The organism is Companilactobacillus mishanensis (assembly GCF_003946505.1).
Lineage (GTDB): Bacteria > Bacillota > Bacilli > Lactobacillales > Lactobacillaceae > Companilactobacillus > Companilactobacillus mishanensis.
The window spans coordinates 78965-99261 of sequence record NZ_RHON01000008.1; the positions used below are offsets into that span (position 1 = coordinate 78965).

Consider the following 20297-nt stretch of genomic DNA (forward strand, 5'->3'; position numbering starts at 1 on the left):
CAACATGAAGAAAATATTAAATACTTTGAAGCATTGGTTTCTATCAAACATAGACACCGTGCTTTTTTTATTGGCTTTAGTGATTGTCGATGTAAATTCTTATCATTTTGGAAGTCTAATTGGTAATTATGTTGTGGCTGGTAGCTTGTTCGTAGTCACTTACATATTAAATAAACCCCAAAAATGATTTTAATAACGGTAGAAAGGAAGTGAGCACATGTTATTCAGATCATTAAGACCAACAAGTAAGCCTTACCAGATGTTGGGGAGTGGAGATTATGAATTAGGTTATTCATTGAGAAATGGCCAGCTAGTATTTAACTCTGGTTATGTGTCAGCTACTAAAGCATTGAAATACTCAGATGTATTTGCGGTTGTAAATAAGCTTTCTGAAGATATGGCCAGTGTACATTTTCAAACGGATAATAGCTTTACTAAAAAAGTATTAACTAATCCCAGTCATTTAACTAATAGCTTTGCTTTTTGGCGATCAATGTATGCACAAATGCTTCTAACAGGAAATTCTTATGCCTACATTTGGGGTGATAAATCTAACAGAAGTGACCATCTGGAGTATCTGAAACCATCTCAAGTTAATATTTACAAGTCGGGTGATGGTGAGAACTTAACTTATGATTTAACATTTCCTGATACTCAAGAACCAGATATGAATAATGTTCCCAGTTCACAGATAATTCATTTGAAGACCATGAGTATTGACGGGGGATTAGTTGGAATCTCCCCCTTGAGTGCTTTATCTAAGGAACTTCAATTACAAGATGCTAATAAGGGACTAGCTTTAGACGCGATGAAAAATGGTCTTAATATATCGGGTATTTTGAAACTAAACCGTGGAGATTTAAGCAACCCTAAAATTAGAAATAGTGTAAGGAATAAATTTGAAGAGACATCTAAAAACGGACATACAATCGTTTTAGATGCTTTGGAAGATTACCAACCTTTAGAAATTAATAAGGATATATCTAAGCTTCTTTCTTCTACAGATTGGACTGGTGATCAGATTGCCAAAGTATATGGAGTTCCCCAAGATTATTTAGGTACAGAAAGTGAACATTCAAATATTGAACAAGTTGCTATTCAGTACTCACAAACTATCGGTAGATATATAAGGGGTGTTCAATCTGAGCTCAGTTTAAAACTTAACGGAAATATTGATTACGATATTAACCAAGTATCTGACATTGATGGCCAACAAGTGGAAAATAGAGTATCCAATCTTGTAAAGAACGGTGTTATAAGTTCGGAACTCGCTCAAAATATTTTACTTAAGAGCAATTCAGATTTATTGACGGTAGAGGCAATGAATGAAACTGATAATCCTTTACCACCCGTTGTGACAAAGACAACGGTAACGGAGAAGGGTGGTGATGATAGTGAACAAAATCAAGGAAATTAGAGTAGCTAATAATAGTAATTTTAAGCTTGAAAAGCGTGCCGAGAGCAATGGTAATAGTTTATCAGGTTATGCAATTATATTTGACCAACCGAGTGAAGACCTAGGCGGATTTATTGAATATGTTGATAGGTCAGCACTAGATGGTGTTGATTTAAGTAAGGTTCAATTACTTTATAACCACAATTGGGACAACATTTTAGCAAGAACGGATAGCGGTACTTTATCACTTCAAGTAGATGATAGAGGGCTATTTTTTAATGCCCAAATTCCTGATACGACGCTTGGTAATGATGTTTCAGAAAATGTTAGAAACGGTAATTTAAAAGGTTGCTCATTTGGATTCACCATTAGAAATGACAGCTGGCAAAATACTGCTTCTGACACCGCTATTAGACATATTACTGAGATTGATGATCTATTTGAATTGTCTATTACACCAATGCCTGCCTATCAAGAAACTACTGTATCAAAACGTTCTTTAGATAAATTTAAGCAACAAGAAATTAAATCATTGGGTTCTGAATTAGAACTCATCAAATTAAGGAGTAAATTATATGGATATTAAAGAAATTCAAACAAAAATTGATGAAGCAGAAAAATTCATCAGAAGCGATGCACCACAAGAAGAAAAAGATAAAAAAATGGAAGAGATCAGAAGCCTTACTAAAGATTTTGAAAATTTCAAAGAAATCGAACGTGCTAAGAGCATGATTACTAAGAATAACGATGATGATAAGAAAGATTCAGAGGATGAAGATAAATCATCTGATGAAGGTGATAAAAAGAAAGAGGATAAAAGATCAATGCCAGAAAAGACATTTCAAAATAAAGAAGTAAGAAACAAGATCACTGTTAAGCCACAAGAAGAAGTACGTTCAGCACTAAACGCCTATGTTCATTCACGTGGTGAAAAACGTGATGGTGTTAAAGAAGTTGGTAATGAAGTTATCGTTCCCAAGGATATTGTTTATGATCCTAAACAACCAGTGCAAACTCAATATGATTTGAGACAATTTGTACAAAATACCTCAGTAACAACTGCTTCTGGAACATATCCAGTACAGGATAAAGTCGATGCCGTATTCCATACTGTTGAAGAATTGGAACAAAATCCAACACTAGCCAATCCAACTTTCAAGTCAATCGATTATAAGGTAGCTACATATCGTGGACAATTGCCAATCTCTCAAGAAATGATTGATGATACAGACTTTGATGTTGCTGGTCTTATTGGTCAATATATCCAAAAACAAATCTTGAATACTACTAATCAAGCAATTGCTGAAAAGATGAAGACAGCTACACCTGTTTCACTTTCATCAAAAGATGACATTACAGACTCAATTAAAGAAATTCTCAATGTAAAGCTCGACCCAGCTTATATGCCTAAGATTGTCGCTACTTCAAGCTTTATTCAAGCCGTTGATACATTAAAAGACAAGCAAGGTCATTACTTACTACAAGATAATATTGCTCAAGGAACAGGCAAAATGTTATTAGGATTAGACCTAGTTCGTATTCCTGATACATTGCTTGGAAAATCTGGTGATGCCATTGCTTGGATTGGTGACCCACGTGCTATTACATTCTTTGACAGAAATCAAAATACTATTCGTTGGCAAGATAATCCAACATACGGCCAAATTCTTGCCGGTAATATTCGTTTTGATACGGAAGTTACTGATTCAGAAGGTGCTTTCTTATTAACTTTGGCTGGAACAACAACTCCAACACCCAGTAAAGCCTAGTGAGATTTCTTTAACATCAAATGATAAAGAAACAACTATTAAGGCTGAATAGGAGGTCACTTCATGAATGACGATAAGTTATTGCAAGTGCTTAAGCTCAGTTTACGTGTTGATGGAGACGAAGATGACGAAATTTTAAAGAGAAATATTTCCGCTGCCAAATCTTATGTGATTGGTGCTATTGGTTATGATGATGGCATTATGACAGGATTTTATGAGCTTGCCGACATTAAGGATCAATTTGAAATGGTAGTTATTGCAATTGCAAGCTCTTATTATACTTATCGTTCGGCAATTGTAGGAAACGCAGTCAGTGAAGTCGACTTGGTCAGTTATTCGATCATTGGACAACTTAGAGGCAAGTATATTGATTTAGAGCAACGAGGTGGCGTAAATGGTTCAAAGAATTAATTTCAGCCGTCTTAATAAACGTCTTTCCTTATGTGGTGTAGGAAATAAAGAAACTGCACAGCATACAAACAAACCAGTATTAACCCCTATCAACACCATTTGGTGTGGTCTATATACACTTACTATGAATCAAAAAGTCACATTGCTTGGAACCCCTGATAGTTTCGATGTAATAGTAATCGTACGTCACCAAGCAAAGGGATTAAATGGTGCTAAGTACGCAGTATTAGACCATCAGAGTTATCAAATAACAGACTATAACCCAGATTCTGAAAATATTGCTGATGCGTATGACCTTATCAGTCTGAAAAGAGATGACAAAATTGGATTTAGTTGAAGGCTTAGAACAGTTAGACAACGAGCTAGGTAAATTAATTCCAACTGAAACTCAAAAGAAAGCAATGACAAAGGCGGGTGCAGAAGTTTATAAACAACTGCTTACAAAAAATATGAACAATTCTCTTCATAAGGGAGAACATTCAAGAGATACCAAGATAGATTTGTCTAAATCGATTTCAATGAGATATAAATCTGAAGATGGTGCCACTTTTGTTGGATTCAAGAATGATAAAGAAAATCCTGGCTATATAGCACGATTTTTAAATGATGGCTATATGGCTCATGGTGGGAAAGGTAAAAATTCTCATAGTACTAAGTACATTCCAGGACTTCATTTTCAAGAACATTCAATTGAAGAGAGTAAGCATGATGTTTTAGAAGCTGAGGCGAAAGTCTATAGACAATTAAATGGAGATTAACATGGTCTCAAATGTGATTTTAGATATATTAAAAGAAAACTCGGATGAATTAAAAATTGATTCATCCAATTTTTTTGCTCAAAACATTCCGCAACAATATGTGGATGTTGAAAAAACAGTCGTCCTAGTATCTGAAATACATGATATCTTTACAAATCGTGCAAGTGATATCAGTACAGCTAAGGATCAAATGATAGAAATACAAATTTTTTATCGTGGTGATACGGATGACGAAAATACACAAAACAAAATTAATCAAATATTGGAAAAACAATACTTCTACCAAATAGACTCTTATCCATATATTGATCCAGTGACGGGAGCTTTTAGTAGAACTATGAAATACGAACATACGGAGGAAATTTAATATGGCATTATCAGGTTTTGAAAGAGTAAGAATTGGTATTTATAACGCGATTGATGATGAAACAATCAAACCAGAAAATATTTTTGATATCGGACCAGATAGCAAAACTTTTGGTTCAACGGTTAGTGCATCTATCACAAACATTGCACCTACTGCAACTCCAATCAATGGATCGGACCAAATTTGGAAGACTCCAGGAAAAGGTACAGGAAATATCTCAGTTGCCTTTGTAGCAAATACAATGGATAAAGCTGTTCGTGCAAAAATTCTTGGAATGGATACAAAAGATGGATATCAAACAATTTCATCAGACACAGAAGCACCTTATTGTGTATTTGAACTGATTTCACATGATGCACAAAATGAAAAAGCCAAGGCTAGAATCGCACTTCTCAAAGGAAGATTTAGTTTAGGTAACGTTGACCCAAAGACAAACACAAATACAACTGTTTATTCGCAAGACAATTTAACATTTACTGCAGTAGACAGAAACGATGGCAAAACATATGTTGAAGCTATTGAAGATGATGATTTTGATATTGATAAGTATGAAATGGATGTATTTGGCCAAAAGGTAACTAACCCTGATGGTGGTGCTACAAGTTCACCAAAGACATTACCAAGTACTGATTCAAATACTGGTTCAAATACTAGTTCAAATAATGATTCAAATAACCCCAACAAATAAATAGTGATTAACTAAAAAAGACAGAGACGATAGATGTGAGACGATAAGGAGAGAATATGTCAAAGACACAAGCAACAATTACATTTTTAGGAAAGAAACGCATTATTAAGAAGTCAGTCAAGAATTTCAGACTAGCATTGGAATTTCAAAAGAAAGACGTACTTACACAAAAACAGTCACATGTAAAAATGAATGAATACAAAGAATTAGCAGATTCAGATCTTGGCAATGAAGATAACTATTCAGCAATTGTTGATGCGACTGCAAGTCTAACAGATATTTCTATTGAACAAATAAATGCAAGTTTAGAGTTCATTCAAGAAACTTTGAATTTAAGTGATGCTGAATTCACAAAGTTAGAAGAATTATCAAATGAAGAAGTAGCTGCGACTACTGCTAAGATTTCAAATCTAATTACTAATGATGATACAGACCCAAAAAAGTAGAAGAGTCAGATTATGTGGCTCCTTCAGAGGTTTTAAATGAATTCTTAGATTTTGAACGAGGCTTAATGGAAAACATGGGTTGGGATATCGAAACTGTCGAATCCCAGCCTTATTTTTTGCTTGTAGAAGTTATGAGTGAAAAAAGAAAAAATGAAAATCCAAATAATGACGTTGGACAAATGAATTTAGGCGATTTCATTCGAACGGGTGGGATTGCATCAATTTTTCAGAAGGGAGGAAAATAAATGGCAAAAGATATGCAATTAAACACTGGTATTCATATTGATACCATTCAGTCGGAAGGCTCAATCAAGTCATTGAAAAACCAAGTACGTGCTCTCACTTCAGAGTGGAAAGCAAATGAAGCGGTCTTGAGAGCCAATGGCGACTACCAAAATGCATATAAGTCAAAGGTTGACGGTCTTAATCGTTCCATTGAAGGTCAGAAGAATTATATCAATAGACTTAAAGATGAAATGAAGCTTTTGGACACCTCCACATCTGAAGGGTCTAAAAAGTATTCCGATTTGGCCAGTAAAATTAACAATGCGACTCGACAAATGAGCAACATGTCTCAGCAACAAGAACGTGCTAAGAATGTTTTAGATTTATACAATCAAGGAATAATGAAACAAAAAGATGCTCTTGAACGTACTAAATCTGTCACTGATAGTCTAATCGAAAAGTACAAAGCTGAAGGCCAAAGTATCAAAGCCAATTCAACTGAAAGAGAAGCTCTCAAGAAACGAATTACTGATTTAAATTCATTATATGAAAAAGAATCCAAACAACTTCAAAATGTTAAAAAGTATAGCGGATCAACGTCAAAAGAATTTTCACAGCAACAGACTCGTGTCAATGAGCTTGGTGCTGAAATAGGCAGAAGTAATTCAAGATATCGTGAGTTAGGCACTCAATTGGGAATTGCTGGCACACACTTTGTTGGTTTCAGAGAGAACGTTGGTAAAAGTAAGCAAGTTCTATCAATGACTCGGGACTCCATTAAAAATACAGCTTCTCATTTGAAGAATCTTGCCTTAACTGCAACACTTGCGGGTACGGCTTTGGGTGCTGCATTAGCAAGCGGAGCACGAAACGCTACTGAACTACAAAATACTACTAAGGTTACTAGCAATTTACTTGTAACTGGCGGAGAAAAGGTTAGTGAAGTTACAAGAAACGTTGCTGAGATGCAAAAAGATGGTCAGCAATATGCGCTGAAATACGGTAAATCTCAAAATGAAATTGCTTTAGGATATCAAGATCTTGTAAAACGTGGTTATAACTCAAAGCAAGCACTAGGAGCAATGCGCTCTGAACTACAAGCTTCTGTTGCATCCGGTGACGATTTTGCTGACGTTGTAAAAGTATCTTCGCAAACTTTAGAAGCATTTGGTATGAGAACTGATTCCACTAAAGGGATGATTAAGAATACCAAGACAGCAGTTAACGATCTTGCATATGCTGCTGATATGACAGCTACCAATTTCTCTGATTTAGGAATTGGAATGTCTTATGTAGGATCAACGGCTCATCAAGCAGGATTTAGTTTAGCCGAAACTTCAAGTGCTATGGGTATTTTAAGTAATAATGGTCTTGAAGCAGATAAGGCCGGTACCGGATTAAGAAAAGCAATTAATAGTCTTATTTCTCCAACTAAGGGTGCTTCTGATGCTTTAGGTCAGATGGGATTGAGTACCAAGGATTTCGTTGGACAAGATGGAAAGCTCAAGTCAATGACTGACATTTTTGGTCTGCTCAATGAACATACACGAGGAATGAGTAAACAAAGTAAAGTTGATTTATTTCACAGTATTTTTGGTACAACAGGACAACAAGCCGGATTGATTTTAGCTGATAATGCCAAGCAGCTAGGTGAGTTGAATAAAAAAGTCGAAGAGTCATCAAAAAATAACTATGTAGCTAAGTTGGCTGAAAAGAATAGTAAGACTGGTAAAGTCGCATTAGATAGATTAAAGCAAGCATTTGATTCTATTACTATGACAATCGCCTCTAACGCTCTTCCTGCGATCACTCAAATTGGCGATAAACTCGCTAAAGGTGCTGGTTCAAAAGAATTTGAAAAAGATATTCAAGGAATTGGAAAAACTGTCGGTCATTTGACTGATAATGTTGCAGCCTTTTTCGGTTATTTAGGTCAACATCATGAAGATGTTCAAGGAATCGTAACTAATACAGGGAAGATCGTTGGATATTTGGCTAAAGGTGTTTGGAATACTTTTGCTGGAACATTAAAAGTAATTGGTGGTCTTTTTGGCCTTGTCTCTTCTAATGGGAAAAAAGCCAAAGATCCTTTACATGTTATGAATGAATTTGTTACTAATCTGGCAAAGCATAAGAATGCTGTTGAGGTAATTGGCGGGTCGATTGCAGCTATATGGGCCGTAAATAAAATGTCCAACTTTGCATTAAAACTAAACGAAATAACTGGATTGTTCAGTAAACTGTCTGGATCTTTGAAAAAAAGTGACTTACCAATCAAAGCAGGCAATTTAGCGAATAATACCGCAACAAGCTTCAACAACAAACTTTCTTCAAAGCTTTCTTCAAGTCAGATGGGTTCTAATATCATGGCTATGGGCAAATCTACTATGGGTAAGTTTGCTTTAGGTATGAGCGCTGTGGAAGTAGGATTTGATGTTGTTAAAGCAATAAACGCCAAGAATCCTAAGGAACGTATTCAATCAACCGGTGGTGCAATTGGTACAGCCCTTGGAACCGGGATAGGAGCTGTTCTGGGTGGACCTGTAGGAGCAATGATTGGCTCACAACTTGGAGACCAGATTGGTAAGTTCGCAGCACCCAAAGTCAAGAAATGGTTTGAAGGATTTAAAGAGATAAAGATTGATGCGCCTAAAGGAAGCACGAAGAGAATTGAACAACAGTTGAAGAAAGCAAAAGCTCAAGTAGATCTTCAACAAAGAAATATGACTTCTGGAATGGGTGGCGGAAATCAAAAGGCACTTGATGAAGCTAGAGCAAATGTTAAAAAGTATGAGAAAGCATTAAAGAAAGCCAAGAAGGCGAAAGATGACTTAAACAAACCAAGCAAAAAAGTCACTACAAAAGAGGCTATTAAAAAAGTCGCAACAACACACGTATCTAAAAAAGATATTAAGAATGTTAAAGATATGGTTGCTGCTATCAAGAAATATAAGATGGCATTAAGTGGTCTCAAGAAATCCTTGAAGAAAAATAACCCCAACAAAGAGTTGACGGCTATTAAGAAAAGTAAATTAGATGATTACTTGAATAAAATGAGTAAGAATCTCAAGAAAAATAAATTAGCTAAGCAGATTAAGGATTTGGACAAGAGTATCAAGAAGAGTATTCCAAGTTGGACTAAATTCGAAAAACCAATTAATAAGGTTGGTAAAGCATTCAACACTCTCAATAAATTTCTTAAAAGCTATGGTAAATCAAACCCCTTTAGAAAATTAGAAAAGGATTTTACTTCATTAACAAAAACTCTTAATAAAACAAATATTGGAACTGTACTAAAGAAGCAAATTGATACAGCAAACAAGGCCACCAAGAGCAACACATTTGCTTCTAATTTCAACAAGTCAACTAAGAGTATTGAGAAGAGTCTTAAATCTTTTGATAGAACATTCCAAAAGAGTTGGAATAATGTTTGGAAGAATGCAAATAGTAATTTAAAGAATCGTATGTCTACTATTGTTAAAACGTTTAACAGTGATACAAACAAATTGAAGTCAAGAGAGAAGAACTTTACAAATTCGTTTATGAGCGAGTGGAAGAGTTGGTTAAATAAAGTCGTTAATTCATTTAAGGGTGGATTTAACCAACTTCCTGGTATTGCTTCAAAGTCCATGTCAAGTGTGATAAGCAAAATCAACAAAGGTATTGGCGGTGTAAATACTGTTATAAGTGCATTTGGTGGAAAGAAACTGGGGATGGCTAAATATGCAACTGGTACCTCAGGCGCTCCTGGTGGATTAGCAGTAGTTGGAGAAGAAGGTTATGAACTTGCTTATGATAAATCAAACGGAATATATCCTGTAGGAACAAAAGGCGAGGAGATCAGATATTTATCACCAGAAACATCGATATTACCGCATCATTTATCAGAGAATTTCATGAGTATGGTAAACTCGCTTCCACATCACGCCAATGGTAAAGGTGATGCTGAGAATGATATGATGAGTTACTTATTAGATCATTTGGATGATATAAAAAAGAATCCACTTAAATTGTTAAAGAAAGAATTCTTTAACAAAACTAAGTTTGATGGCAGTCAATTTGAAAGAAAATTTGGTACTGCACTGTCTAATGGATTTTTAAAGGCTATTTCAGCACCATTTAAGAAACAATTGGAAAGTATGGATTTCTCAATGGGTGGTAATTATGATCCTAAAATGATTATGGCGGCAGCAGCAATGATGAAAGTTAGCCCGAGTGCTTCGTTCATTAAGATGTTGCAAGCAGTTATCCAGTCAGAGTCTGGTGGTCGTAATATCGTTCAACAAATTCATGATGTTAACTCTGGAGGTAATGAAGCCCGCGGTATTTTGCAATATACGCCACCAACATTCAACTACTATGCTGTCAAAGGACACCATAATATTATGAATCCTTTTGATCAGTTGCTTGCATTCTTCAATAACAGTGCATGGCAAAGTTCTATTGGTCCAACAAGTATTTGGGGTGTATCTAAAATTGATTGGTTGCATTCTGGACCTCAAGGTCACAGGCGTATGGCAAATGGTGGTTTCGTTTCCTCAGAAACCAAAGCAATCGTTGGCGAGGCTGGGCCTGAAGTAGTTATCCCACTGAATAGAAAGCAAAGAGCTTTAGATTTAATGGTTAAAGCAAATCAATATATGAATGGAGGTCAGTCAACACCCAACACTGAAAATCAAAATAATGAATTAAATGATACGATGCAGTCCCAATTAATGGCTACACAAGAGCAGAATTCATTATTGAAAAATATTCTTTCTGCAATCGTTTCTAGCAATGGTAACGGCGGTTCAGGAATGGACAGCTTTTTACAACAAATGGCAGGTTCAAAAAGAATGCATGACTTTCAGGCGGGCTATTAATTATGCAAGTATCTAATATGCAGACATTATACATAAAAAAACAAGGCGAACCGGAGATTGCAATTACTGCTAATCATCAGTTTGCCTTTTTAAATTTGGTTAATGGCACTCCTAAGCCCAAGATGAATACATATACTCCAACAGGTATTGATGGTCAGATACAACAAGGCGCCATTACTTACGATGCCACAACTGTTCAAGCTGATTTTTTAATAAATGCTCGAAATGCATATGAGCTCGATCTTTTAGAACATAAAATTTATGATCTATTTTCAAGTCGTGCGGTAATGAGATTACGGAGTTCGGTAAGCCCTGCTTTGGTGGTTTATTGCTATCCACAACCATTTACGATGACAAGAGTGGACTATGCAGAAAAGAGTTTTTCAGTCACATTTAATAATTTGTCAGGTTTTAGACAATCAATTGTTAATTCAGATGAGATATTTAAATTCAATGGAAATTACCAAATAGGGTTAAATCTTCCAAGAGACAAAGATTACTCATATCATTTTAAATCTAATGACTTTAATGTTTATAATCCAAGTGATGTTGATATCCAGCCTTTGGAGCAACGACATGATCTAGTGATTAAAATTACCGGTACAGGAAATAATGTGGTTTTAACTAATACTACTTCGAATGAAACTTTTACTTATAAGAAAGGATTAACGGATGGCCAAACGCTGACTATTAATGGTATCAATCCATTTTTAGATGATACTTCTTGTGGCATTGACACTGACCACGGAACAATCAGTCTGGTCAAGGGAAATAATCATTTCACTGTATCTGGGTTAGACAATCCAGATATAACATTTAGTTTTCCGTTCTTATATTTCTAATGACCGAAAAAATAATAGTTAAAGAACGTACCGGTAAGTATGAAGAATTACTGAATAATTGTATCGAACCTGAAACTTTTATCATTGATTGGGAAAAAAATAGCAACTATGAATTGTCATTTACAGCTTTTGATGATCACTCGTTAGCTTTTAGCCTACTTACTAACGAGAATCATATAATCGCAGATGGTCAAGAATTCGTGATTAAAACATCTGAACCAACACTATCAGGTTCAACACATACTATAGATGTTAAAGCCACACACATTGGTTATGAATGCACCTATGTTAGAACCAACGAAAGTATGGACGGTTCATTTGGATTTACACCTAAAGGATTATTTGATTATGTCACTAAGAATGGTCAAAAGACCGGTGGATTCACCTATGAAATTCATGGAGATTTTCAGCCAGTTCAATTTGACAATATGGGTAAATGTTCCTTAAAAGATGTGCTGAGTAAAATTACTGATTCATGGAAAGGGTCGGTTTATACATTTGATAATCGGCATATTGATATATGGTCTGAATCTGAATTTAAAAAGGATAACGGTAGAGTAATTCATTACTATCACGATACATCAGATGTTAAATTATCTGCGGATACTACGGAGTTACAAAACATTGCAATGGTATATCCAAGTCAAAAAGAAGCCACTAAAACTGATGATAGTTCAGATGATAAGACTGATGATTCTGATTCTAGTAAATCTAAATCAACTGATGGCAATACTAAGCCTGATTATATTTTTCCACCATTTGAAGTGCGAGATGAGGATTCTATTGCTCGTTTCGGAGAAAAAGCTGGAGAAGATATCAATGATGACAAATCACAGAACGCTGATGATGCTAAGAAATCAGCATTATCGCAGATGAAATCCGAACCAGCAATTACATTAACTTCTACCTATTATGGAGACGATGATTTTCTAAAAGGTGAAAGTGTTCTGTTAAAAGTTCAACCGTTGAACTTAGATACTAATGTTACAGTTGTGGGAATAAAAAAGGCCTTACTCAACTTTGAGCAGGTCAAGCAAATTACTTTTAATAATACGGTTCAGACTTACTTTGATCTTGAAAATAGTACCAAAAACACAATTACTAATTTAATTGATTCTAAGATTAGTAACATTACGAATAATTCAAATGGAAATAATCAAAGTAATAAGTTATGGGAAGTAGGTGAGGTTAAATGACAAAAATAATGCAGCTCTCTGATTTTGAAGGTAATCGGGCATATGCAAAAACTCATGCCGATGATGATTCTGTTGAAGGGCTGACTAAGTTCGTAAACAATCTAATTAAAGGCACTAGTACAAATATTGACCTCACTGATTATTTTACTAAGGAAGAAATTAAACAATTACTTTCTGATTCGATCAAGAATTCCTTAAAAGATTATTATACGAAGGAGGAAGTTAAAGAGCTTATGGCAACAGGAACCGATTTAAGCGATTACTATACCAAAGAACAAATTGACAGTATCATCGATAAAATTCCAAAAGCAGATTTATCAAACTACTACACAAAAGCTGATGTGGATGAACTAATTAAACAAATTTCTTCTGTAGATTTTTCTAATTATTCGACCACTGATGAAATGAAGAAAGCAATAGCTGATGCAATAGCAGCGTATAAACCTGATATGAGTAATTATTATGACAAAAATGAAATTGATAATAAATTTGCTCAATCTAGTGGGGGTAGTACAGATCTAAGCCAGTATTTGACAAAAGATGAAACTATTAATGCCGTAAACGATGCTATCAAAGAAAAATTAGATGATATATACACTAAAGAAAATATCGACGATATTGTCACAACTATTAATGGACAAATTGAAGGTAAGAAGTTCCCTAAAGCAGTGAAGGATTATTTTGATTATATTCTCAGTATGCAGGAAATCGACTTAGGATGGTTCACAAACGTTTCTAAAGTTCAAACCGCCGATCTTTACAACAATGGTGGAACAACAGAGGATTGGAATAAGGTGTATTCGGAATATTACATTTCGAATTCCCGGCACTTGGCTTATTCAGCACCTAACATTAAGAAAGCCGTCGATAAAGATTACACGGTATTCTTTAATATGTTAGGCAGTGATGGCAACATTATTCCATTTAATTCTTTCAACAATATGCTAGCGGCAAATGCTAAATCAATGGACTTTTTCAATATGCTAGTTACATTGCGTGAAAAAACCACGCCAAATGTCTATACAAAGACAATTCGTTGGAAGTTTCCCAGTGGTGCAATTAGATGATAAAAATTACTGAGGATACCTCTTATATTCGTTTTTTAAAGGATACTGATGAAAATTTTAGCGAGATCCACAATCGAATCAGTGAAGTATATAAGCTATTACAAAGCTTATATATGACTGATAGAAGTTATACTCTTAGATTTAAAAAGCTCTTTGGAAGTAAAGATGACGTCGAACTGTACTGTATTACATATGATGATTATCAATTATTAAATGAAGTATTGAACAACACTATAGATATGTTAAACGAAGCAGGAGTTGCTAATTTAGTGACTCATGATGAGTTCAAACATATTTATCTAGAAATACCTAAGCAGTTAGAATTAAACAAAACATATATAGAAATATTTAACAAGGACTGGCAAGCCGTTGATGATTTTATTAACGAACTTGATACCAGTCTTTTTATTTACAAGGAGGAAAAATAAATGGACGAAAATATTAAAGATATCTTGGATCAAGATACTTGGTTGCCAGCAACTCCTGATATCACTAAAGATGGATATATCAAAATTGATTTAAATAAAGTAGATCTAGTTACATATTCATTCAATAAGCGGTTTAGACAGGGTGAAAATGGTCCACAATTGAAATTATGGTTTTATGATGGTAACCAACCTCATCAGTTAGATAAGGATAACTCATCTGTAACATTATATGGCTTAGATGCTGGAGATAAGATCAAAGTAATTTCTGCAGACCAAAGCGATACGTGGCAAGCAGGAAGAGTTGTGATTGCATTATCTTCACAGGCGATGGCAACTGCTGGACAGTACAAACGCTGTGTAATTGAGGTTAAGAACAAGGATCAAGTTATTGCGACAATCAATTTTAATTTAGACGTTTTACCGAATGATTTTTATAATTTGAATATTGGCAGCGATCCTTTTAGTTCTCAAGTCGATGAAAAAGTAAAAAACACAATCAATTACTTTAATGATATTTCAAAAGAAGCAACGGATAAATATGATGGATTGAAGCAAGCCATCGATAATATTACAGATCAGATTGCCAAAAACAACATCGTCACAAAGGATATATTTGACAACAAAGTAACCAGCATTGAAAACAATATCAAAGACATTGAACCTAAACGTTTTGATGTATCTTCGATTGCTTGGAAAGATCCATTCTCAAATTACACTGGCTTTGGACAGACATCATTATCAATGATTGGTGACGAGGTCTTGTTGTCACTTTCTGCAAACTCCTATAACTCTAGTTCAGCTACTATCTGTACATTACCAAGTGAAGTACGTCCAATTGCCGAAAAAGTTGGACATGGTATCTCTATGGACGGTGACGGACACGATGCGCAACCAGTACTTATATCTATTCTTACTAATGGTGACGTTGTTGTGCAAAACAATACTCACGACCATGCAAAAATTGTATTAACCACTACTTATAACGTTAAAGATCCAGATCTTGGTGGAAGTGGAAATGACGACAGTGGCAACATTGGTGGCGGTAATACTGGCGGTAATACTGGCGGTAATACTGGTGGCGGTAATACTGATACCACTGTTATTACTAATATAGGTAAGACTAGCTCCAATCTGGAAAAACTTGGTGTTATTAGAGATTCAAAAGTTATTAGTAAATCAGGAGTGCCTGGCAGAACGATATCAGCAGGACAAGATTTCTGGGCGTCACACTATGGAACTTATAACGGAGAAGACTATTATCAAATTTCAACTGATGAATGGATCAAAGGTTATGATGTGACTAAAGTTATCAAGGGTAATTTTAATAATGTAACGATTACAGCCTCAAATCCAAGATTATATAATGATTGTCTACAAAATGTTTCTAGACCAATTAGTGGCACTTTCTATGTAGACGCTACTATTAATGGTATTGATAAAAATGGTAACACCATTCATGGCTTCAGGATTTCTACAAATGAATATGTAGATCAAAGAGATGCGGCATAGTGGTGGACATATATGAAAGAAAAAATAGATCATTTTAGAAGACATTACCGTAGAAATTACGTTTGGATATGGATATCTATGGCAACGTATGGGCTCTGCAAATTACGCTGTATTGCCACTCATTGATTCTGTAGAATTCTACTAAAGAAGGTGACGACATGAAATACGTGCGAGAGAACAGGTTCTGGACTATCACAGGATTGGAGACTTTTATCCTAGGAATGTTCTTCGGGTTAGATAATAATTTTGTTGATCAACCCCTGCATATGCCCGTATTCGTCAAAGTAGTGGATGATGCGCCGTTTGCTATCACGCTAATGATTGTGGGTTTTTACGTCACACTGATATCAGTATCCAAACATTTTACGGAAGCAAATAAGGCGGTTGTTACATTTACACTCTTATTCATTTGGACCTTCTATTTCATCATTTTCTTATTGCATGATATAGTTGGTCCTTTTACTATCCCCAGATACACAACAATCATCACAGGTTTCATTGTGTTGCGTGTGATGGTTGAATCGATTTGGGGCATACCACGTTGAACGATACGCTGAAAATTATTATCTCGGCTATTGGTGGTGCTATTGTATCGGGCATGTTTGGCGTTTGGGGACAGAAGTTAAAGAACACAAGTTCAAATGAATCTGTATACGCTGAACACACTGATATCATGTGGGATAGATTAGATAAGATAACTAATGAACGGGACGAGTTGAAAGAACAAGTTATAAAACTAAATGCGAAAATTGATGAACAAAGTAAAATCATTGATCAATTAACAAGGCAAATGAGTGCCTTGAATAGTAAATTTCAAGATTGGGAGAGTGAAAATTAATGGATTATATTATGGGAATGAACTTGATTAACTCAGCGGAGTTAGTCATTATGGCGGTGATTGTTTACGCAATTACTCAAGCACTAAAACAAACTAAAATCAAAAATACCTACATGCCTTTTATCGCAATGGCTGTGGGTATTTTTTCTGGATTGATTATTGGATTGATTTTCCACGAGCAGGAACTGGGCAAGGCTTGCCTTGCTGGTTTCCTTGTTGGTGCTTCCACAGCAGGATTATTCACTGGTATCAAAGGCGTTGCTGGTGGATATTCTACCGAGTGGAAACCAACCAAAGAACAAAAAAATTTGGATATGAAAGGATAGAATATGTTTAATCCTAATATCATTAATAAAACGTATACGCTTGGCGACTACCAAGGCGATACACGTCTAGCTTCTAACCGTTTCATTATTCTTCATGAATCGGGAAACGATAACGACAAGCGAGATTCACAAGCGTTACTGCATGAAGTACAATTCATGCATAACAATTATGGCAGTGCTTACGTGCAGTTCTTTGTTGGATATATGGATGGCAAGGCGCAAGTTTACCAAATCGGTGAACCAGGCTACGTATCATGGGGAGCATTAACAGCTAACCCATACGCACCCGTACAAATTGAGTTTGCAAGAACAGGAGACAAGCAACAATTTAGAGAAGCCTATCGGTTGTATGTGGAAGTAGCTCGCTACTACGCTAATGCTTACGGTATCCCGCTCACTCTAGACAGTGGGGGCAATGGAATCAAGACGCATCAATGGGTAACTAATAATTTTGGTGGTGATCATGTTGACCCTTACCCTTACTTTGCAAGCATGGGTATCACTAAATCACAGCTAGCATATGACCTTGCAAACGGATTTGATGACGAGCCCGAACCAGAGAAGAAAGCCACTATTAATAATGTGGTGACTGTGACAGCTGACTACTTCAAAGCATTTACCACAACAAATAGCAAAGGCGTTCCCCATATTGGGACTGATATCCTTAGTGGCACGGCATGGCAATCAGCTGATATTCTAGTACGTGACAAAAAAGCATACTTTAAAATTGGTAATGATACTTACATTCCACAATCAGTGACTGACAAGGCAGGTAAGATCGTTATCAATTATTTAGACGGCTATGGAGTTAATGCATACAATTCTAAAGGTCAAAGTATCAAGGACAGCAACCAAGTATTTAAAGGTGGCACTTCATGGGCAACTGGTGAAGAACTATTTAAAGTACCTAATGTAGGCTGGTGCTATCAAGTTTCCACAGATGAATATATCCCAGTTAAATTCCAGCAAGGTTCTGGATTCAAGGGATAAAAGATACAATAATACCCACATCTATTAATTTAGGTGTGGGCTTTTTTTTGTTATAATTTGCAAAAATAGTCTCAATATATTAGCATCTAATTATAAATATAAAAAGGAGTGATTTTATGCATTGGTTATGGGTTCTAATAGTAGGTGCAGTTATTGGTGCAATCGCTGGCGCAGTTACCAATAGAGGAGAATCTATGGGGTGGATTGCTAACATAATAGCTGGTATTGTGGGATCCTTCATTGGTGAAGGAATATTAGGATCATGGGGTCCGCAACTTGCAGGAATGGCAATCGTTCCATCGTTGATTGGAGCAATCATTCTTGTATTGATTGTATCCTTCGTAGTAAGAAAAAAAGCTTGAGGAGGATAAAAGATGAATGTATTAAAAGGTGTTTTTACTTTCATGGCAGTTAGTACTTTAGTAGTTGGAGGTGTACTTATAGGAGGAACTGTTGTTGCTGCTAAAGGTATAGATAAAGCTGGCGATGAATTACAAAAAAAGGTTCATTAAGAATACATTCAAAAGGAGATGTTAATATGAGTATTGAAAGCAAAAAGGATATGATTAAAGGAAAAACTAATGAGACAGTTGGAAAAGCAACTGACGATGATAAGAAAGAGTTAAAAGGTAAAATTCAAGAAAAGGCTGGACAAGCCAAAGAAAAAACCGACAATATTGTTGATAAGGTTGCTGAAAAGATTAACAAGAAGTCTGAAAAGTAATATTGAATTAACCATACCTATTAAATTAGGTTTGGTTTTTTTATTGGATATAAATTAAAGTATGTGTTATTGTGTAAACACAAAAAAGCAGATGCGGGGGCTCAATCCCACATCTGCCGCACTGCTGACTAATGAATGAAAATTGCGATTAATAACTCGGCAATGATAGCTATGCCAAATGTGAACAACTCGAATCAATGTGTAACAAAAAATTGTATTAAGTTTTGAATGTTTAGTACCTCTTGACTACAAAGCTCAGTAGTCTTGCCCGTTTCAGAAGCCTAGCTTGCCATATGCTGTTGTCAAGTCGGGCTTTTTTTATTTGAACAATTATAATACCCACATCTATAAATTCAGGTGTGGGCTTTTTTTGTTATATAAGTTATGAGAGTTTTATTAAACTTGAATTGAGGATAATTTCTTGATTTTTTTGTTCATCAGTGTAACGTTTATGATCAAAAAAATTTGAAAATTGATTAACTACCTGTTAATATGTTTGTTGAAGCAAGTCGTTTATAAATGCCTCTTGCTTAATGTCGTTCAGTATATAATGTAGTTGGCGATACGCTACGTTGCTAGGTAGAGGCTTAAATCTACCCCTAGTCCCAATTGGAGACTATTCCAATTCGGTATCGTAAATCATTGACCGTCTTTCATCTGAAGGGCGGTTATTTTTTTAAGGAAAGTATATGACGATTAATTCCCAAGATGTTCCGTTAAATCGATTAATAATTGATAGTCAAAAAGATATCAATTTTAAGGCAATGTTAGATGATTATACAAGTAATTTTGCAGGTAAAAGAGTCGAAGTGCGAACAAACTACAACTTACTAAGTTCTTTTGTCATTTCCTTTAATCGAAATGATTTCCCTCATCTAATGGGGTGGAATAAGTTGCGTAAAAAACGTGCTACTCTTCTATTATCAGATGTTGATAATTTAAGATTAACAAAAGAAAATTCACGATCGAATAATAAGTGGCATGAAGTTTCACAACGTATGTTGTCATATAACTTTTTGCACAGGATATTTTATGATCAAGACATTGAGGCATGTGTTGTGACACGTGACATGAAGCCAAATAGATTACTTTTGGATATTGTTTTTTTATACCCTCGAACCAAAGACTGTATTGTTTTTGGACTTAGGAAAGCAAAAGACCGAAATGAGTTTATTCCAACAACGCTTCATATAGAACGTCTTAGAAACGATTATGAACTTAGGCGAAAGACTAGAGTTAATCAGATAAAATGGATATAAATAAAAGCCCACACCTACCAATTTAGGTGTGGGTATTTTTTTGCGTGATTTGTGTGACACTTGTGTGACAACTATATAAAAATCTAGAATGCTTTAGAATATGCAAAAAATAAAAAAGCCGTAAACTCAACGTTTACAGCCCTTTTATAAAAATGAAAATGTTATAAAATAGTTAAAATATCACCCGTATGGGAAT

24 protein-coding genes are annotated in these 20297 nt (G+C 35.3%); all 24 read left to right on the forward strand.

Annotated features, from left to right (window positions below):
• Positions 1 to 217 precede the first annotated feature (217 nt).
• On the forward strand, positions 218 to 1417 hold the full coding sequence (locus tag EKM63_RS09305; protein WP_125705969.1) for a phage portal protein: 1200 nt from the start codon (positions 218 to 220) through the stop codon (positions 1415 to 1417).
• A complete protein-coding gene (locus EKM63_RS09310) occupies positions 1395 to 1982 on the forward strand; it encodes an HK97 family phage prohead protease (protein WP_225418289.1) in 588 nt (195 codons plus the stop codon). Before EKM63_RS09305 ends, EKM63_RS09310 begins: the two co-directional genes overlap by 23 nt.
• Positions 1972 to 3165: a phage major capsid protein gene (locus tag EKM63_RS09315; RefSeq protein WP_125705972.1), complete on the forward strand. Its 1194-nt coding sequence runs from the start codon at positions 1972 to 1974 to the stop codon at positions 3163 to 3165. Before EKM63_RS09310 ends, EKM63_RS09315 begins: the two co-directional genes overlap by 11 nt.
• Positions 3166 to 3228: 63 nt before the next feature.
• A complete protein-coding gene (locus EKM63_RS09320) occupies positions 3229 to 3576 on the forward strand; it encodes a head-tail connector protein (RefSeq protein WP_125705974.1) in 348 nt (115 codons plus the stop codon).
• Positions 3560 to 3913, forward strand: a complete 354-nt coding sequence (locus EKM63_RS09325; protein ID WP_125705976.1) for a hypothetical protein — start codon at positions 3560 to 3562, stop codon at positions 3911 to 3913. Before EKM63_RS09320 ends, EKM63_RS09325 begins: the two co-directional genes overlap by 17 nt.
• Positions 3900 to 4334: an HK97 gp10 family phage protein gene (locus EKM63_RS09330; protein WP_164504944.1), complete on the forward strand. Its 435-nt coding sequence runs from the start codon at positions 3900 to 3902 to the stop codon at positions 4332 to 4334. Before EKM63_RS09325 ends, EKM63_RS09330 begins: the two co-directional genes overlap by 14 nt.
• Position 4335: 1 nt before the next feature.
• Positions 4336 to 4701: a DUF806 family protein gene (locus EKM63_RS09335; RefSeq protein WP_164504945.1), complete on the forward strand. Its 366-nt coding sequence runs from the start codon at positions 4336 to 4338 to the stop codon at positions 4699 to 4701.
• A 1-nt stretch (position 4702) separates the two neighbouring features.
• Positions 4703 to 5389: a phage tail protein gene (locus EKM63_RS09340; RefSeq protein WP_125705982.1), complete on the forward strand. Its 687-nt coding sequence runs from the start codon at positions 4703 to 4705 to the stop codon at positions 5387 to 5389.
• Between the two features lie 56 nt (positions 5390 to 5445).
• On the forward strand, positions 5446 to 5835 hold the full coding sequence (locus tag EKM63_RS09345) for a hypothetical protein (protein WP_048702640.1): 390 nt from the start codon (positions 5446 to 5448) through the stop codon (positions 5833 to 5835).
• Between the two features lie 14 nt (positions 5836 to 5849).
• Positions 5850 to 6080 (forward strand): hypothetical protein, encoded by a 231-nt coding sequence (locus EKM63_RS09350; RefSeq protein ID WP_048702641.1) that lies wholly within the window; start codon positions 5850 to 5852, stop codon positions 6078 to 6080.
• Complete coding sequence (locus EKM63_RS09355) at positions 6081 to 10922, forward strand: phage tail tape measure protein (protein ID WP_125705984.1); 4842 nt, start codon at positions 6081 to 6083, stop codon at positions 10920 to 10922. It begins immediately after the preceding gene.
• 2 nt (positions 10923 to 10924) lie between these two features.
• Complete coding sequence (locus EKM63_RS09360) at positions 10925 to 11764, forward strand: phage tail domain-containing protein (RefSeq protein ID WP_048702643.1); 840 nt, start codon at positions 10925 to 10927, stop codon at positions 11762 to 11764.
• Positions 11764 to 12960: a prophage endopeptidase tail family protein gene (locus tag EKM63_RS09365; protein WP_125705986.1), complete on the forward strand. Its 1197-nt coding sequence runs from the start codon at positions 11764 to 11766 to the stop codon at positions 12958 to 12960. The genes EKM63_RS09360 and EKM63_RS09365 overlap by 1 nt, the downstream gene beginning before the upstream one ends.
• Positions 12957 to 14027, forward strand: coding sequence for a hypothetical protein (locus tag EKM63_RS09370; protein ID WP_125705988.1), 1071 nt, complete (start codon positions 12957 to 12959; stop codon positions 14025 to 14027). Before EKM63_RS09365 ends, EKM63_RS09370 begins: the two co-directional genes overlap by 4 nt.
• Positions 14024 to 14455, forward strand: coding sequence for a hypothetical protein (locus EKM63_RS09375; protein ID WP_125705990.1), 432 nt, complete (start codon positions 14024 to 14026; stop codon positions 14453 to 14455). The genes EKM63_RS09370 and EKM63_RS09375 overlap by 4 nt, the downstream gene beginning before the upstream one ends.
• A complete protein-coding gene (locus tag EKM63_RS09380; protein WP_125705992.1) occupies positions 14456 to 15964 on the forward strand; it encodes a BppU family phage baseplate upper protein in 1509 nt (502 codons plus the stop codon).
• Positions 15965 to 16122: 158 nt separating this feature from the next.
• Positions 16123 to 16509, forward strand: coding sequence for a hypothetical protein (locus EKM63_RS09385; RefSeq protein WP_125705994.1), 387 nt, complete (start codon positions 16123 to 16125; stop codon positions 16507 to 16509).
• Positions 16506 to 16802: a hypothetical protein gene (locus EKM63_RS09390; RefSeq protein ID WP_125705996.1), complete on the forward strand. Its 297-nt coding sequence runs from the start codon at positions 16506 to 16508 to the stop codon at positions 16800 to 16802. The genes EKM63_RS09385 and EKM63_RS09390 overlap by 4 nt, the downstream gene beginning before the upstream one ends.
• A complete protein-coding gene (locus tag EKM63_RS09395; protein WP_048702652.1) occupies positions 16802 to 17128 on the forward strand; it encodes a hypothetical protein in 327 nt (108 codons plus the stop codon). Before EKM63_RS09390 ends, EKM63_RS09395 begins: the two co-directional genes overlap by 1 nt.
• A 3-nt stretch (positions 17129 to 17131) precedes the next feature.
• Entirely contained in the window at positions 17132 to 18118 is a 987-nt protein-coding gene (locus tag EKM63_RS09400; protein WP_125705998.1) for an N-acetylmuramoyl-L-alanine amidase, read from the forward strand.
• Between the two features lie 116 nt (positions 18119 to 18234).
• Positions 18235 to 18480: a GlsB/YeaQ/YmgE family stress response membrane protein gene (locus tag EKM63_RS09405; RefSeq protein WP_029606488.1), complete on the forward strand. Its 246-nt coding sequence runs from the start codon at positions 18235 to 18237 to the stop codon at positions 18478 to 18480.
• A 12-nt stretch (positions 18481 to 18492) separates the two neighbouring features.
• Positions 18493 to 18630 carry a hypothetical protein gene (locus EKM63_RS09410; protein ID WP_125706000.1) on the forward strand — a complete coding sequence of 46 codons (138 nt, stop codon included), beginning with the start codon at positions 18493 to 18495 and terminating at the stop codon, positions 18628 to 18630.
• Between the two features lie 26 nt (positions 18631 to 18656).
• Positions 18657 to 18842 (forward strand): CsbD family protein, encoded by a 186-nt coding sequence (locus EKM63_RS09415; RefSeq protein ID WP_125706002.1) that lies wholly within the window; start codon positions 18657 to 18659, stop codon positions 18840 to 18842.
• Between the two features lie 689 nt (positions 18843 to 19531).
• Positions 19532 to 20101 (forward strand): PBECR4 domain-containing protein, encoded by a 570-nt coding sequence (locus EKM63_RS09420; RefSeq protein WP_125706004.1) that lies wholly within the window; start codon positions 19532 to 19534, stop codon positions 20099 to 20101.
• Positions 20102 to 20297: the final 196 nt, after the last annotated feature.

Coding starts and splice junctions, on each gene's coding strand:
- EKM63_RS09305 (WP_125705969.1), top strand. CDS start 218: ATGTTATTCAGATCATTAAGACCAACAAGTAAGCCTTACCAGATGTTG.
- EKM63_RS09315 (WP_125705972.1), top strand. CDS start 1,972: ATGGATATTAAAGAAATTCAAACAAAAATTGATGAAGCAGAAAAATTC.
- EKM63_RS09320 (WP_125705974.1), top strand. CDS start 3,229: ATGAATGACGATAAGTTATTGCAAGTGCTTAAGCTCAGTTTACGTGTT.
- EKM63_RS09325 (WP_125705976.1), top strand. CDS start 3,560: ATGGTTCAAAGAATTAATTTCAGCCGTCTTAATAAACGTCTTTCCTTA.
- EKM63_RS09335 (WP_164504945.1), top strand. CDS start 4,336: ATGGTCTCAAATGTGATTTTAGATATATTAAAAGAAAACTCGGATGAA.
- EKM63_RS09340 (WP_125705982.1), top strand. CDS start 4,703: ATGGCATTATCAGGTTTTGAAAGAGTAAGAATTGGTATTTATAACGCG.
- EKM63_RS09345 (WP_048702640.1), top strand. CDS start 5,446: ATGTCAAAGACACAAGCAACAATTACATTTTTAGGAAAGAAACGCATT.
- EKM63_RS09355 (WP_125705984.1), top strand. CDS start 6,081: ATGGCAAAAGATATGCAATTAAACACTGGTATTCATATTGATACCATT.
- EKM63_RS09360 (WP_048702643.1), top strand. CDS start 10,925: ATGCAAGTATCTAATATGCAGACATTATACATAAAAAAACAAGGCGAA.
- EKM63_RS09365 (WP_125705986.1), top strand. CDS start 11,764: ATGACCGAAAAAATAATAGTTAAAGAACGTACCGGTAAGTATGAAGAA.
- EKM63_RS09370 (WP_125705988.1), top strand. CDS start 12,957: ATGACAAAAATAATGCAGCTCTCTGATTTTGAAGGTAATCGGGCATAT.
- EKM63_RS09375 (WP_125705990.1), top strand. CDS start 14,024: ATGATAAAAATTACTGAGGATACCTCTTATATTCGTTTTTTAAAGGAT.
- EKM63_RS09380 (WP_125705992.1), top strand. CDS start 14,456: ATGGACGAAAATATTAAAGATATCTTGGATCAAGATACTTGGTTGCCA.
- EKM63_RS09385 (WP_125705994.1), top strand. CDS start 16,123: ATGAAATACGTGCGAGAGAACAGGTTCTGGACTATCACAGGATTGGAG.
- EKM63_RS09395 (WP_048702652.1), top strand. CDS start 16,802: ATGGATTATATTATGGGAATGAACTTGATTAACTCAGCGGAGTTAGTC.
- EKM63_RS09400 (WP_125705998.1), top strand. CDS start 17,132: ATGTTTAATCCTAATATCATTAATAAAACGTATACGCTTGGCGACTAC.
- EKM63_RS09405 (WP_029606488.1), top strand. CDS start 18,235: ATGCATTGGTTATGGGTTCTAATAGTAGGTGCAGTTATTGGTGCAATC.
- EKM63_RS09410 (WP_125706000.1), top strand. CDS start 18,493: ATGAATGTATTAAAAGGTGTTTTTACTTTCATGGCAGTTAGTACTTTA.
- EKM63_RS09415 (WP_125706002.1), top strand. CDS start 18,657: ATGAGTATTGAAAGCAAAAAGGATATGATTAAAGGAAAAACTAATGAG.
- EKM63_RS09420 (WP_125706004.1), top strand. CDS start 19,532: ATGACGATTAATTCCCAAGATGTTCCGTTAAATCGATTAATAATTGAT.